This window comes from Hoeflea sp. BAL378 (assembly GCF_000759435.1).
Taxonomy (GTDB): domain Bacteria; phylum Pseudomonadota; class Alphaproteobacteria; order Rhizobiales; family Rhizobiaceae; genus Hoeflea.
Genome location: NZ_JRJG01000095.1, coordinates 1 through 14,162 on the forward strand (window position 1 = coordinate 1; position 14,162 = coordinate 14,162).

At 67.4% G+C, this 14,162-nt stretch carries 15 protein-coding genes; 8 read left to right on the top strand and 7 right to left on the bottom strand.

Annotated elements, in window-relative coordinates; genetic code table 11:
- The 3 genes from LL06_RS18540 to LL06_RS18550 all read right to left on the bottom strand — a co-directional run.
- Positions 1 to 1,477, bottom strand: a 1,477-nt coding sequence (locus LL06_RS18540) for a BatA domain-containing protein (RefSeq protein WP_035530254.1), incomplete at its 3' end; no start/stop codon positions are given.
- The gene (locus tag LL06_RS18545; RefSeq protein ID WP_035530256.1) at positions 1,474 to 2,391 is read right to left on the bottom strand and encodes a DUF58 domain-containing protein; all 918 of its coding nucleotides are present in this window, start codon (positions 2,389 to 2,391) and stop codon (positions 1,474 to 1,476) included. The genes LL06_RS18545 and LL06_RS18540, both read right to left, overlap by 4 nt.
- Before the next feature lie 4 nt (positions 2,392 to 2,395).
- Positions 2,396 to 3,409 (bottom strand): MoxR family ATPase, encoded by a 1,014-nt coding sequence (locus LL06_RS18550; protein WP_035530258.1) that lies wholly within the window; start codon positions 3,407 to 3,409, stop codon positions 2,396 to 2,398.
- Between the two features lie 127 nt (positions 3,410 to 3,536).
- On the opposite strand from LL06_RS18550, the gene LL06_RS18555 reads away from it, so the two are divergent.
- From LL06_RS18555 to LL06_RS18565, 3 genes are read left to right on the top strand one after another with little or no spacing between them, the layout of a single operon-like run.
- Entirely contained in the window at positions 3,537 to 4,157 is a 621-nt protein-coding gene (locus LL06_RS18555; protein ID WP_035530260.1) for a DUF1285 domain-containing protein, read from the top strand.
- A gap of 17 nt (positions 4,158 to 4,174) precedes the next feature.
- Positions 4,175 to 4,813, top strand: coding sequence for a CoA pyrophosphatase (locus tag LL06_RS18560; protein WP_173426129.1), 639 nt, complete (start codon positions 4,175 to 4,177; stop codon positions 4,811 to 4,813).
- Complete coding sequence (locus LL06_RS18565) at positions 4,810 to 6,060, top strand: CCA tRNA nucleotidyltransferase (protein WP_035530264.1); 1,251 nt, start codon at positions 4,810 to 4,812, stop codon at positions 6,058 to 6,060. The genes LL06_RS18560 and LL06_RS18565 overlap by 4 nt, the downstream gene beginning before the upstream one ends.
- Before the next feature lie 41 nt (positions 6,061 to 6,101).
- Here the strand turns inward: LL06_RS18565 and LL06_RS18570 are convergent, their stop codons facing one another.
- Positions 6,102 to 6,287, bottom strand: a complete 186-nt coding sequence (locus LL06_RS18570; protein WP_035530266.1) for a DUF1059 domain-containing protein — start codon at positions 6,285 to 6,287, stop codon at positions 6,102 to 6,104.
- A 143-nt stretch (positions 6,288 to 6,430) separates the two neighbouring features.
- Between LL06_RS18570 and LL06_RS18575 the strand changes: the two genes are divergently transcribed.
- Positions 6,431 to 7,051: a hypothetical protein gene (locus tag LL06_RS18575; RefSeq protein ID WP_152599675.1), complete on the top strand. Its 621-nt coding sequence runs from the start codon at positions 6,431 to 6,433 to the stop codon at positions 7,049 to 7,051.
- A 48-nt stretch (positions 7,052 to 7,099) separates the two neighbouring features.
- Here the strand turns inward: LL06_RS18575 and hemF are convergent, their stop codons facing one another.
- Positions 7,100 to 8,011 carry an oxygen-dependent coproporphyrinogen oxidase gene (gene hemF / locus LL06_RS18580; RefSeq protein WP_035530271.1) on the bottom strand — a complete coding sequence of 304 codons (912 nt, stop codon included), beginning with the start codon at positions 8,009 to 8,011 and terminating at the stop codon, positions 7,100 to 7,102.
- A gap of 200 nt (positions 8,012 to 8,211) precedes the next feature.
- Here hemF and LL06_RS18585 point away from each other — a divergent pair, with 200 nt between their 5' ends.
- The gene (locus LL06_RS18585; RefSeq protein WP_035530273.1) at positions 8,212 to 8,481 is read left to right on the top strand and encodes a hypothetical protein; all 270 of its coding nucleotides are present in this window, start codon (positions 8,212 to 8,214) and stop codon (positions 8,479 to 8,481) included.
- Here LL06_RS18585 and soxR read toward each other — a convergent pair.
- On the bottom strand, positions 8,478 to 8,951 hold the full coding sequence (gene soxR / locus LL06_RS18590; RefSeq protein WP_035530275.1) for a redox-sensitive transcriptional activator SoxR: 474 nt from the start codon (positions 8,949 to 8,951) through the stop codon (positions 8,478 to 8,480). The genes LL06_RS18585 and soxR overlap by 4 nt on opposite strands.
- A gap of 89 nt (positions 8,952 to 9,040) precedes the next feature.
- Here soxR and LL06_RS18595 point away from each other — a divergent pair, with 89 nt between their 5' ends.
- Entirely contained in the window at positions 9,041 to 9,424 is a 384-nt protein-coding gene (locus tag LL06_RS18595; RefSeq protein WP_035530277.1) for a VOC family protein, read from the top strand.
- Between the two features lie 12 nt (positions 9,425 to 9,436).
- Here LL06_RS18595 and LL06_RS18600 read toward each other — a convergent pair whose 3' ends face one another.
- The gene (locus LL06_RS18600; RefSeq protein ID WP_035530329.1) at positions 9,437 to 9,904 is read right to left on the bottom strand and encodes a tRNA (cytidine(34)-2'-O)-methyltransferase; all 468 of its coding nucleotides are present in this window, start codon (positions 9,902 to 9,904) and stop codon (positions 9,437 to 9,439) included.
- 339 nt (positions 9,905 to 10,243) lie between these two features.
- Between LL06_RS18600 and LL06_RS18605 the strand changes: the two genes are divergently transcribed.
- Both LL06_RS18605 and LL06_RS18610 read left to right on the top strand, forming a co-directional pair.
- Complete coding sequence (locus LL06_RS18605; protein ID WP_035530279.1) at positions 10,244 to 12,118, top strand: ABC transporter ATP-binding protein; 1,875 nt, start codon at positions 10,244 to 10,246, stop codon at positions 12,116 to 12,118.
- A 48-nt stretch (positions 12,119 to 12,166) separates the two neighbouring features.
- Entirely contained in the window at positions 12,167 to 14,035 is a 1,869-nt protein-coding gene (locus tag LL06_RS18610; protein ID WP_035530281.1) for an ABC transporter ATP-binding protein, read from the top strand.
- The last annotated feature ends 127 nt before the right edge of the window (positions 14,036 to 14,162 follow it).

A 14,162-nucleotide genomic window follows, 5' to 3' on the forward strand; every position in this document is an offset into this window, starting at 1 on the left:
CGGCGCCGCGCTCGGCGGCGGTGACCAGCGGCGTCCCGTCGGCCAGGCTCGCCCAGGTCCGCTCGGCGAGATCGGCCGAGGGTTCGGCCAGCACCTGGCGGCTGACGGTGACGTCGCGCGGCGAGGGCAGGCCGGCGAAGGGGCCGGTCGCCGGGTAATCGGCCAGCGGCTGCGGCTCGATCCAGGACAGCGCGCCGCCGAGCTCGCGTTCGCCCTTGCGCAGTTGCACCGGCGTCAGCAGGTCGTCGGCGGGGGCGGCGGCCAGGCGCGGTCCGGCGAAGCGGATCAGGGTGCCGCCGCGGTCGATCCAGTCCTGCAGCGGCTGGCTCACATCGTCGGGCAGCACGCCGATATCGGCCATGACGATGACGGCGGGGGCCTGCGCCAGCAATCTCGGAATGGCCGCGGACATGTCGGCGCTGTCGGCCTCGATCAGGTCGGCATAGGGCGAGAGCGCCCGGTTGATGTAGTAGAGCGGCGACAGCAGCGGCTGGGCGCTGTCGGCGGCCTCGCCGGAGATCAGCGCCACGCGGCGGCGGCGGAAACTGTCGTCGAGCAGCCGCGCCGAGCCGGCGGTGTCGATGCCGGTGACGTCGAGGCGGGCGATGTCGTTGCGGATCTCGAAGGGGGCGGAGATGGTTCCCGCGGCGCCGGTCTCGCCGGCCGCGAAGGGAAGCGTGCCGGTGGCGATCTCGCGGCCCTTGGCGTCGCGCGCCGAGAGCCGGAAGCTTTCGGCCTCGCCGCCGTCAAGCCGGCTCGCCGAGACGGTGAGCGCATCGGCGCCGTTGTCGGCGTCGGTCAGCGCCAGGGCTCTAGCTCCGTCGGCGCCGATGATCCGGACCGCTGACGGCTCCAGCGCCGCCAGCCTTGCAAGCGCGGCGTTCGCGTCCGGCGTGTCGACGCCGTCCGTGAGATAGGCGATGGTGCCGGGCCGGGTCTCGCCGAGCGCCGCAATCAGCGCCGTGACCGCGCTGTCGCGCTCGGGCTTCAGGGGCCGCGGCCTTGCGGCGCGCAACTGCTCGCGCGCCCGCTCGAAGCTTCCCGGCGTGGCGTCGGGGCGGCGGTCGGCGGTAAACACGATGGAGACCGGCACGTCGAGATCCTCGGCCTCACTGATGAGGATTTCGGCGGCCTCGATGCGCGCCTCCCAGTCCGGCGCGCTGGCCCAGCCATTGTCGATAATGAGCGCCAGCGGACCGTCCGACGACAGCGCCCGGTCGCGTGGATTGAGCACCGGCTCGGCGAGCGCGAGAATGACCAGCGCCGCAATCAGCAGCCTCAGCGCGGTCAGCCACCAGGGGCTGCGCGAGGGTGTTTCCTCGGGCTTGAGCACGCGGGCGAGGATGGCAAGCGGCGCGAAGGGCTCGGCCTGCGGGCGCGGCGGCGTGAGCCTCAGCAGCCACCAGATCACCGGCAGGGCCAGGAGGCCGAACAGGATCGCCGGGGCTCCGAAGGCGATGGGCAGGCCGGCGATCATGCCGGCACCGTCTTGGCCGCAGATGGAATGCCCGAGAGATGGCCGTGCGCCGCGGCCAGCGCCTCGGACGCCAGCCGGTCGGTGCTGTGCGACAGGAAGCTCCAGCCCAGCCGCCGCACGCCCTGCGCCAGAACCTCGCGGCGGGCGAGCCAGGCGCGGCGGTAGTCGGCGGCCACCGTTTCCGCGCGGCCGGCGACCAGCTTCTGGCCGGTCTCGGGATCGCGGAACTCGGTGCGCCCGGAATAGGGGAAATTCTCCTCCGCCGGATCGGAGATCTCGATGGCGTGGCCGCGGGTGCCGCGCCGCGCCGCAGGCCCGATACAGCGCTCCAGCGCCTCGTCGGGATCGAGGAAATCGCTGATCAGCACCACGTCGCTCATGCGCCCGACCCGGCCGAGATCAGGCAGCGCGGTCTGCAGCGGCGCATGCGCCAGCGCCAGCGCCAGCCGTTCAGCGGCGTTGCGGGAAGAGACCGGGTCCATGACGCCGGGACAGCCGATGCGTTCGCCCGAGCGCGACAGGATCTCCGCCAGCGCCAGCATGATGACCAGCGCGCGGCTTTCCTTGGCGACCAGGGCGACATCGGACTTGTAGAGCATCGAGGGCGACTGGTCGGCCCAGAGCCAGATCGTGTGGGCGGCCTCCCACTCCCTGTCGCGGACGTAAAGATGGTCGTCGCGGGCCGAGCGCCGCCAGTCGATGCGCGACAGCGATTCGCCGTCGACGTAAGGCCGGAACTGCCAGAAGGTCTCGCCGATGCCGCGCTTGCGCCGGCCGTGCCAGCCGGCGATCACGGTGTTGGCGACGCGGCGCGCCTCGGCCAGGCAATCGGGCAGCAGCGCCGCGCGCTGGCGGGCGCGGGCGAGGGCGTCGAGCCGCCCGGTGGGTTGGGTGAGATGGCCGACCGGAGCCATCCGCTCACCCGGCTTTCGGGGCGACGAGGCCGGCGATGACGTCGCGGATGCCGATGCCCTCGGCGCGGGCGGCGAAGGTGAGCGCCATGCGGTGCTGCAGGATCGGCTCGGCCAGCGCGCGCACGTCGTCGATCGAGGGCGCCAGGCGGCCGTGATAGAGGGCGCGGGCGCGGGCGCACAGCATCAGCGACTGGCCGGCGCGGGGACCGGGTCCCCAGGACACGGTCTCGTCGACGCGGGCGTTGCCGTGCCCGGGGCGGGCGGAGCGGACCAGGTCGAGGATGGCGTCGACCACCGTTTCGGGCACCGGCATGCGCCGGATCAGCGCCTGGATCGCGGTGAGCCGCTCCATGGTGATGGCGGGACGGGCCACCGCGTCGCGGGCGCCGGTGGTCTCAAGCAGGATCTTCCGTTCCGCCGCCATTTCCGGGTAGGGGACGTCGACCTGCATCAGGAATCGGTCGAGCTGGGCCTCGGGCAACGGGTAGGTGCCTTCCTGCTCGAGCGGGTTCTGGGTGGCGAGCACATGGAACGGGCGCGGCAGGTCGTGCGGCGCGCCGGCGACGGTGACGTGGTATTCCTGCATCGCCTGCAGGAGCGCCGACTGGGTGCGCGGCGAGGCGCGGTTGATCTCGTCGGCCATCAGCAACTGGGTGAAGACCGGTCCCGGCACGAAGCGGAAGGAGCGGCGGCCGGTCGCGTCCTGGTCCATGACTTCGGAGCCGAGGATATCCGACGGCATCAGGTCGGGGGTGAACTGGATGCGGTTGGAGGAGAGCCCCAGCACCGCGCCAAGCGTGGAGACCAGCTTGGTCTTGGCGAGGCCGGGGACGCCCACCAGCAGCGCGTGGCCGCCCGAGAGCACCGCGAGCAGGGTCTGCTCGACCACGCTTTCCTGGCCGAAGATGACTTCCGACACCGAGGCGCGGACGGCGGAGATGTCGGCCAGCGCATGCTCGGCGGCCGCGATGACCGCCTTTTCGTCGAGTGGCGTCGCGCCAGTGTCGATGCGTCCCATGAATGTCTCCGAACGTTCGTGTTCCCGGGTCAGGCTTTGCCTCCGACCAACTTATTCCACCCCGAAAGGCTGACAAGTGCGGTTGGGTTGACTATCTCGTTACCACTCACCATAGCTGGACAGGACAATGGCAAAAACAAGGACCACCACGAAAACAGATGCCGCGGATCTCGCGGCGCTGATTTCGCGCGCCCAGGCCGATCGCAATGCCGGCAAGGATGGTTTGCCCCCGGTCGAGCGCTGGAATCCGCCCTATTGCGGCGATATCGACATGGAAATCCGCGCCGACGGCACCTGGTTCTACATGGGAACGCCGATCGGACGGCCGCAACTGGTGCGGTTGTTTTCCACCGTTTTGCGTCGCGACGAGGACGGCAAGACCTATCTCGTCACGCCTGTGGAAAAGATCGGCATTCGGATCGTCGATGCGCCGTTCCTCGCCGTCGAGATGACAAGGAGCGAGGAAGAGGGCGAACAGGTGCTCACTTTCAGGACCAATGTCGGCGACGTTGTCAGGGCCGGGCCGGACAATCCGCTCAGATTCGTGACCAAGGGCGAGGGCGAGCAGCTCAAGCCCTATCTTCTGGTGCGCGGCCGGCTGGAGGCGCTGGTCAACCGCGCGGTGACCTATGATCTGCTGGCGCTCGGCGAAGAGGTCGAGATCGACGGCGAGACGATGTTCTCGATCCGCTCCGGCGGGGCCACCTTCCCGGTGATGCCGATGGCGAAGCTCGAGGCGCAGTCGTGAGCGGCGTCGCCTCCGATCTGCCGCTCAGGTTCGACGCGCTCGATTTCCGCACCCGCGCCCAGGGCCATGATCCGGAGCAGGCCTTCGGCATCGAACCGGCGCATCTGGGGCACGGCGACCACGTGCTCAACCCGGATCTGGTCTCGAACCTCGAAGGCGTCAAGCTCCGCGATGCGGCGGTGCTGGTGCCGGTGATCGATGACGGACCGGACGCACGGGTGATCCTGACCCGGCGCGCCGTGGCGATGCGCCGGCATTCGGGCCAGGTGGCGTTTCCCGGCGGGGCGATCGACCCCGAGGATGCGAGCCCGGAAATCGCCGCCATGCGCGAGGCCGAGGAGGAAATCGGGCTCGACCGACGCTTCGTCGAGCCGGTGGGCCGCCTGCCGGCCTACATGACCACCACCGGTTTCCACATCACGCCGATCCTGGCGGTGGTGCGGCCGGGCTACACGATCGTGCCCAATCCGGCGGAGGTCGACGCGGTATTCGAGACACCGCTGTCGTTCCTGATGAACCCGGAGAACCATCTGCGCGAGAGCCGCGTCTGGGAGGGCATCGAGCGGCACTATTACGCCATGCCCTTCGGCGAATACCGGATCTGGGGCGTCACCGCCGGGATCATCCGCACCATGTATGAAAGGCTCTACGCATGAGCACTGCCGCGAGCGTGGCTGGCGAAGCCTGGTTCAAGGACCCCGCGCTCACCCGGATCTTCGCGCTTCTCAACCGGGAGGGCGAGGAGGTGCGGGTGGTCGGCGGCGCGGTGCGCAACGCGCTGATGGGGCTGCCGGTGACCGACACCGATCTCGCCACCACCTGGGCGCCGGAGCAGGTCATGTCACAGTCAGAGGCCGCGGGCATCCGCGCGGTGCCGACCGGGATCGACCACGGCACGGTGACGCTGGTCATCGACGGCCGCGGCTTCGAGGTGACGACGCTGCGCCATGACGCGGAGACCGACGGGCGGCGGGCGAAGGTGGTGTTCGGCAGCGACTGGCAGACGGATGCGGCGCGGCGCGACTTCACCATCAACGCGCTCTATGCCGACTCGAGCGGCGCGATCATCGATCTGGTCGGCGGTCTCGAGGACATCGCCTCGCGCACCGTGCGCTTCATCGGCGAGCCTGACGACCGGATCGCCGAGGATCATCTCAGGATCCTGCGCTATTTCCGCTTCTTCGCCCATTACGGCGCCGGCCGGCCGGATGCGGCGGCGCTGAAGGCCTGCGCCCGGGCGCGCGACAGCCTGGTCAAGCTCTCGGCCGAGCGGGTGTGGAAGGAGCTCAAGACGCTGTTTGCCGCCCGTGACCCGGGCCGGGCGCTGCTGTGGATGCGGCAGGCCGGCATCCTCAGCCTGGTGGTGCCGGAGAGCGAAAAATGGGGGATCGATTCCGTCGGCGGGCTGATCGCCACCGAGGAAGCGCTCGGCTGGGAGCCCGATCCGCTGCTGCGGCTGATGGCGATCGTGCCGCCGGACGCCGAGCGGATGCGCGAGATGTCGGCCCGGATGAAGCTGTCGCGTGCGGACACCGAGCGGCTGGTCAGATGGGCCGAGGCGCCGGCGGTCGCGCCGACGCTGGCGATCACCGCGCTCGACCGGCTGTTGTACCGGCACGGCGCCCAGCCGCTGATGGACCGGATCCGGCTGTCGCTCGTCGCGGCCCGGGCGCGCACGGACACCGACGCCTCGGCGCTGACCGACGCCGCCGGCCACAGCCGTCACCTGGCCCGCGCCGCCGGCTGGACGCGCCCGATGTTTCCGGTGACGGGATCGGACCTGATCGCCAAGGGGATCAAGCCCGGCCCCGAGATGGGGGCCAGGTTGTCGGCGCTCGAGGAGCTCTGGATCGACAGCAATTTCACCCTCGACAAAGAGGCGCTGCTGACTTCCGCCGAGTAGGATCAGGCGCGCGTGACGTCACGCCCGCCGGGGCCGCCCTCTCAGGCGACGCCCTGTTCGTCGGTGATCCGGGCCTTGATCTGTTCGACGATCGACGGGCGAATGATGGTCTCGCCATGGGTCTGGCGCAGATGATCGACCGCACGGGAGACGATTTCCGCGTCTTCGTCGGCCCGCGTGTGCCAATCGCAGCCGGGAACGAGGGATCCGCAATGGAAGGTCTTCATGGCTCATCCTCCTTTTCGGTGTCTGGTTTCGGCGCTGCCCGAACTGGCTCAGACAACACAACCGCAGGATAGGCCATTTTTTTGACAGAACCGTGGCCGGTTGCATTGACCAAGATCAATCGAGGGTGCCGCGGGGATCTGCAGTGCGGCGCGCGGCCGCGGGCGACCCCCTCCTGAACAATGCGCGCAGCCGTGCTGAACAATGCGCCCATTCGCGCGTTTGCCTGTGCTTGGACGATGTTAACCATCTTCGGCTAGACATGCCGGGAACGGGTTCGTGCAGGCGGTTTGAAGCAAACAGGCGCGTGATGATTGTAGGTCTGAGCACATTCGACACGGTTCTCGACCGCATAGGCCGGGACAGGGCGGAAGAGCCGCATCAGGACGCGCGGTCCTGGACGGGTGTCCGGGGCTTCACGGCGGCTTTCGTCGGGGCCGGATCCCCGCCGGCAGGCGGACACGGCAGCGAGCGGCTCGAGGCGGCCTATTTCGCCTATGGCGCCGAGCTCGTCGCGCCGCCGCCCGAACCCAAACCGGATATGACCCGTTTCACGCGTGTAAGCCGTGACGAGGTCGCAAGCGACGTCGACCTGCTTCCATCCGACACCCCGGCGCAGTTGCACAGGAAACGCCGCAGCTTCGCCCGCCTCAACCACCCGGACCGGACGCCCGAGGAATGGCGCGAGGCGGCCACGACCCGGATGACGATCGCCAATCAGCTCATCGATGAAGCGTTGAAAAAGGCCGCTTCGCGACGGCCCTGATCCATCGGCTTGCCGCGCGGCAGGCCTGCCGCCGCGCTATGGCGTTCCTTACGGATACATCACCACCGGCGGCAGCGAGGACAGGATCGAGGTGACGTTGCCGCCGGTCTTCAGGCCGAAGATGGTGCCGCGATCGTAGAGCAGGTTGAACTCCACATAGCGGCCGCGGCGGATCAGTTGCTCGGTGCGTTCCGCCTCGCTCCAGGGCTTGCCAAAATTGGCGCGCACGATCTTCGGGTAGACCACGTTGAAGGCGCGCCCGACATCCTGGGTGAAGGCGAGATCCGCGGCCCAGCCGCCCATCTCCTCGCTGGAGTGCTGCCAGTCGAAGAAGATGCCGCCGATGCCGCGCGGCTCATCGCGGTGCGGCAGGAAGAAATACTCGTCGCACCAGGCCTTCATCTTCGCATAATCGGCCACCGCATGGCGGTTGCAGGCGATCTCCATGGCGCGATGGAACAGCATCGTGTCCGGGTCGGTCTGGGTGCGGCGGGCGTCGAGCACCGGGGTGAGATCGGCGCCGCCGCCGAACCACTGGCTGGTCGTCACCACCATGCGGGTGTTCATGTGCACGGTCGGCACGTGCGGATTGGTGGGATGCGCGATCAGCGAGATGCCCGAGGCCCAGAAGCTCGGGTCTTCCTCGGCGCCGGGCATCTGCTTGCGGAATTCGGGCGAGAACTCGCCGTGCACGGTGGAGGTGTGCACGCCCACCTTCTCGAACAGCCGTCCCTTCATGATCGACATGACGCCACCGCCGCCCGCACCTTCGTCGCGCAGCCACTCGGTGCGCTCGAACCGGCCCGGCTCGCCCGCGCACTGGGGCGTGTCGACCTCGGCCTCGAGCGCCTCGAAGCTTGCGCAGATCTGGTCGCGCAGGCGCTCGAACCACTGGCGCGCCGTGGCTTTCTTGTCTTCGATGTCGTCGGGCAGGCCGACCGGCAGGGTGGGGCGTTCCATGGCAGCTCCTCGTCATGTTTGCGGCAGTCATAGCAGCACCCTATGCCGGATGTAACCTTGCCTTTACAGTCCGCCTGCCGGAACCAACCGGTTTTTCATTGATCCGTTTCCCATGGGGCGGGGCGGCCGGGTTGCGGCCCCGCGTCAGGACTCGCAGCCCGGAAGGTTTTGCGCTAGGATTTGCCGAGCAAGGAAGGACCATGAGCCAGTTTCCACCCCGCCGCCCTCCGCTTGAGGGCCTGCGCAAAGAGATTGCCCGCTCGCGCAGCGAGAAGGCCGCCGGCCGTCCCGGCGGCTTCGTGCGCAAGACCTATCGCATGAGCCGCGAAGAGGCGCGCGAGACGGCGCGGGAATGGTTTTCCACCTGGCCCAAGGCCGCCTACTGGACCGAGGTCGAGAGCTGGCGGCCGCTGCCGGGCGAGGGCGACACCATCGAATTCACCATGCGCCGGCTGCCGACCGCGGACTAGTCCTGCCGCTCCGCCACCGATTTCTGCACCACCAGCCTCGGGCCGGTGCCGCTTGCGCCCGCCCGGTCGTCCGGGTTGTAGAGCCGGCAGGCGTCGAGCGATAGGCAGCCGCAGCCGATGCAGCCGTCGAGGCGGTCGCGCAGGCGCTCGAGCATGCCGATGCGGGCGTCGAGATGGGCGCGGAAGCCGCGGCTGATCTTCTCCCAGTCGCGCTTGGTGGGGGTGCGCTCGAGCGGCAGTTGCCGGAGCTGGACGCGGATCTCCTCGAGCGAGAAGCCCAGTTGCTGGGCGATCAGGATGAAGGACAGCCGCCTGATGTCGGAGCGCAGGAACAGCCGCTTGCCGCCCGGACTGCGCCGGGCGGAGATCAACCCCTCTTCGTCGTAATAGCGGATCGCCGAGACGGCGAGCCCGGTGCGCGCCGCCACGTCGCCGATCGTGAGCAGGCCCTTGGTGCGTGCGTCCGGCATTGTGAAAAAACCTCTTGACCTCAAGTTGACTTGAGAAAGTAGCATGGGTTCCGTCAAAGGCAATCGCACAGGACTTCAGGAGCAGACCCATGACCCAAGCCGTTCTCGAACACGTCAATTTCACCGTGCCCGACGCCGCCGCCACGGCGGCCTGGCTGTGCGAGGTGTTCGGCTGGAAGATCCGCTGGCAGGGGGCGGCGCGCAATGGCGGCCGGTCGATCCATGTCGGAACCGAGGACGACTACCTGGTGGTGTTCACGCCGAAGGAGGGCGTGGGGCAAAATACGCAAGGAAAGGACGTCACGGGCGCGATGAACCACATCGGCGTGGTCGTCGACGATCTCGATGCCGTTGAAGTCAAGGTCAAGGCGCACGGCTTTCCGACCTTCAATCATGCGGATTACGAGCCCGGACGCCGCTTCTATTTCGAGGATGAGAACGGCATCGAGTTCGAGGTGGTCAGCTATGGCTGACGCGGTCTTCGCCTACAGTCCGAACCGGCGGGTGATCTCGCCGGCGACGATCGCCACGCTCATGGCGAGGTTCAGGCTTCGGCGGCCCTCGACCATGGGAATGGTCAGGCGGGCGTCCGCGGCGTCATGGACCTTGGGCGGCACGCCGGCGCTCTCCCTGCCGAACAGCACCACGTCCTGGGCGGTAAGGGTCTGGGCGGTGCCGTCGGCATAGGGCGTGGCCGACAGGGTGGTCATCAGCACCAGCCGCCTCGTTTCCTGCTTGCGCCAGGCCTCGAACTCCTCCCATCCGTCGTGGCGGGTGAGCGCCGCCATCTCGATGTAATCCATGCCGGCGCGCTTGAGCGCCCGGTCGGTCATGTCGAAGCCCGCCGGGCCGATGATGTGGATGGAAATGCCCAGGCAGGCGCCGAGCCTGAGGATCGAGCCGGTGTTGCCGGGGATGTCGGGTTGGTAGAGGGCGATGAGGGGCTTGGTCATGGAGACGGGTTCTGTGGTCATTTTATCACAATATCAAGCAAGGATGTGCCCATGACGCGCAAAAACCGGTGCGACAAGCTGGCGGAACCGGAAAATCCCGTCTAAACCGGGTCATCTTCAACGCGAACCTGACGGAGGCTGACATGCGCATCACTGATATCAGCCTTTCGCTTGCGGCCATGGGCCACTGAACACACAGGTCTTCGCGGTTTCAGTTTTCAAAATTTAGCTTTTATGCCCGGTCAGAAGGGCGACGAGCCCCATCGCGCGACCTGGCCTCATTTTCGGGACTGCCGATGCGTCCGAACGCCCGGCATGCAGTATTTCAAGGAGACATCCATGTTTGGATGGTTTGAACGTCGATTGAACCCCTATCCGGAAGCAACGCCCTCGGCGCCGCCCGAGGGGCTGGTGGCGTTCTGCTGGCATTATTCGCGGGAAGCGGCGCCGTGGCTGGTGGTGCTGGCCTGCGTGACCGCGCTGATCGCCATCGGCGAAGTGATGCTGTTCGGATTCCTGGGCTCCATCGTCGATTGGCTCGCCAATACCGACCCGCAGGGCTTTCTCGAGCGGGAATGGATGCGGCTCGTCGTGATGGGCCTGGTGCTGCTCGTCGGCCTGCCGATCACGGTGATGCTGCATTCGCTGATCGTCCACCAGACGCTGCTCGGCAACTATCCGATGATCGCGCGCTGGCAGATGCACCGCTATCTGCTGCGCCAGAGCCTGAGCTTCTTTTCCAACGAATTCGCCGGCCGCGTCGCCACCAAGGTGATGCAGACCTCGCTGTCGATCCGCGAAGCGGTAATGAAGCTTCTCGATGTGTTCGTCTTCGTCTCGGTCTATTTCATCGCCATGATCTCGATGGTGGCGAGCGCCGAGTGGCGGCTGGTGCTGCCGCTCCTGGTCTGGCTGGCGATCTATATCGGCCTGATCATGCATTTCGTGCCGAAGCTCAAGCGGATTTCGGCCGACCAGGCCGACGCCCGCTCGGCGATGACGGGACGGGTGGTCGACAGCTACACCAACATTTCGACCGTCAAGCTGTTCTCCCACGCCGGCCGCGAGGAGGCCTACGCCCAGGAGAGCATGGACATGTTCCTCGAGTCGGTGCACCGGCAGATGCGCCAGGTGACGATGTTCGAATCGCTGGTGTATTTCAACAATTGCGTGTTGGTGTTCGTGGTTGCGGCGATGTCGATCGGCTTCTGGATGACGGGGATCGTTTCCGTCGGCTCCATCGCCGTCGTCATCGGCCTTGCGCTCAGGATCAACGGCATGTCGCAGTGGATCATGTGGGAGGTCTCGGGCTTCTTCGAGAACATCGGCGTCGTCCAGGACGGCATGGGCATGATGGTCAAGCCGCATGACGTGGTCGACCGGCCCGGCGCCGGCGAGATCGTCGCCCGCAAGGGCGCGATCAGTTTCGAGAATGTCCGCTTCCACTACGGCAAGCAGAGCGGCGTGATCGAGAACCTGTCGCTCGAGATCAGGCCGGGCGAGAAGATCGGCCTTGTCGGCCGCTCCGGCGCAGGCAAGACCACGATCGTCAACCTGCTCTTGCGGTTCTACAATCTCGAATCCGGGCGCATCCTGATCGATGGCCATGACATCTCGCAGGTGAGCCAGGACAGCCTCAGGGGCCAGGTCGGCATGGTCAGCCAGGACACCTCGCTGCTGCACCGCTCCGTGCGCGACAACATCGCCTACGGACGGCCCGACGCCACGGAAGCCGAGATCATCGAGGCGGCGCGCAAGGCCAATGCGCTCGAGTTCATCGCCGGTCTCGAGGATCTCGCCGGCCGCACCGGGTTCGACGCCCATGTCGGCGAGCGCGGCGTCAAGCTGTCGGGCGGCCAGCGCCAGCGCATCGCCATCGCCCGGGTGTTCTTGAAGGACGCGCCGATCCTGGTGCTCGACGAGGCGACCTCGGCGCTCGATTCCGAAGTCGAGGCGGCGATCCAGGAGAACCTGTTCGCGCTGATGGAGAACAAGACGGTGATCGCCATCGCCCACCGCCTGTCGACGATTGCGCAGATGGACCGGCTGGTGGTGCTCGACCAGGGCCAGATCGTCGAAACCGGCGTGCACGAAGACCTGATCAAGTCGGGCGGGATCTATGCCGATCTCTGGTCGCGGCAGTCGGGCGGGTTCATCGACGCCGAGGCCGACGCTGGGGCCGACGCCGGTGCCGATGCCAAGGCGGCGGAATAGGGGACGGCGCGGATTGCCAAACTTTCCGCGCGCCCTATTGTTGCGCCCATGATTTTCCGTCCGCTGCTTACCCTCTTCGAAGGCTGGATCGATCCGTTTGTCCGGCGCACAACCTACCGTCCGCCGGCGAAGACGCTTCCGTTCCTGTGGCACTATGTCGGCCAGGCCAAGGGCGCCTTCGCGGCAATGCTGGCGCTGGGCGGGCTGGTGGCGCTGCTGGAGGCGGCGCTGTTCTACTTCGTCGGGCAACTGGTCGACGTGCTCGACGCGGCGGAACCCGCCGCGGGCTGGGACGGGCTGATCGCGGCGCACGGGCCGACGCTCGCCTTCATGCTGTTCGTGGTGGTGCTGGCGCGGTTCGTCGTCGTCACGGTGGCGGCGCTGGTCGAAGAGCAGACGGTCGTTCCGGGCTTCTACAACCTGGTGCGCTGGCAGGCCCATGCCCATGTCTCGCGCCAGAATCTCGGCTTCTTCCAGAATGATTTCGCCGGCCGCATCGTCACCAAGGTCTGGTCGGCGGGCCAGGCCACCGGCGATTTCACCGTGGCGCTGCTGCAGGTGGTCTGGTTCATCCTGATCTACACCGCCACCACGATGGCGCTGGTGGCGCAGCTCGACTGGCGGCTGTCGGCGCTGGTGCTGGCGTGGATCGCCGCCTTCGGGCTGCTGGCGCGCTACTTCGTGCCGCGCATCCGCAAGCACGCGCGCTTGAGCGCCGAGGCCTCGGCGATGCTCACCGGGCGCATCACCGACAGCTATTCCAATATCCAGACGCTCAAGCTCTATGCGCGGGAAGCCGACAATGACCGCTACATCAAGGACGGCTTCGACCAGTTTCTGGCGACCATCATCCCGTTCACGCGCCACCTGACCGGGGTCCGGGCTTCGCTGGCGCTGTTGTCCGGCGTGATGATCGCCACGATTGCCGGGTTCTCGATCAATCTCTGGCTTGCCGGGGCGATCTCGGTTGGCTCGGTGGCGTTCACGCTGTCGCTGGTGCTCCGGCTCAACATGCTGCTCGGCCGGATGATGACCCAGCTCAACGGGCTGATGCGCAATCTCGGCACGGTGCAGAATTCGGCCGAACTCGTGGCCCGCCCCATCGGGCTGACCGACCGCGAGGGCGCCGGCGAGCTCAGCGTCGAGAAGGCGGCGATCCGGTTCGATCACGCACGCTTCGGCTATGATCCGGAACGGCCGGTGATCGACGATCTGTCGCTCACCATCAGGCCCGGCGAGAAGCTCGGGCTGGTCGGCCGCTCCGGCGCCGGCAAGTCCACCTTCGTCAATCTGCTCTTGCGGTTTTATGACCTGCAGTCGGGGCGCATCGAGATCGACGGCCAGAACATCGCCGATGTCAGCCAGGAATCGCTGCGCCAGGCGATCGGCATGGTCACCCAGGACACCTCGCTCCTGCACCGGTCGATCCGCGAGAACATCGTCTTCGGGCGTCCCGACGCCGGCGACGCGGAGATCCTCGAGGCGGCGCGCACCGCCGAGGCGCTCGCCTTCATCGAGGGCCTGTCGGACCAGCGCGGCCGCAAGGGCCTCGACGCCCATGTCGGCGATCGCGGCGTCAAGCTCTCGGGCGGTCAGCGGCAGCGCATCGCCATCGCAAGGGTCATGCTCAAGAACGCGCCGATCCTGGTGCTCGATGAGGCGACCTCGGCGCTTGATTCGGAGGTCGAGGCGGCGATCCAGGAGAATCTCGACCGGCTGATGGAGGGAAAGACGGTGATCGCCATCGCCCACCGGCTGTCGACCATCGCCCGCATGGACCGGCTGGTGGTGATGGACAATGGCCGCGTGCTCGAGAGCGGCACGCATGGTGAACTGCTCGCGCGCGGCGGTCTTTACGCCGATTTGTGGGCGCGCCAGTCGGGCGGCTTCATCGGCGTCGACGAAGCCGCGGAATAGGCTTGCGGATTTTCCCGCGACATTGTGCCCTTCTGACTGTCCCGGACTGGACTTATCCTTCCAACCCGCATAGAAACCGCGCGATTGACAGAATTCCGCCGCATTGTGGGCAGGGGCCGAATCCGCT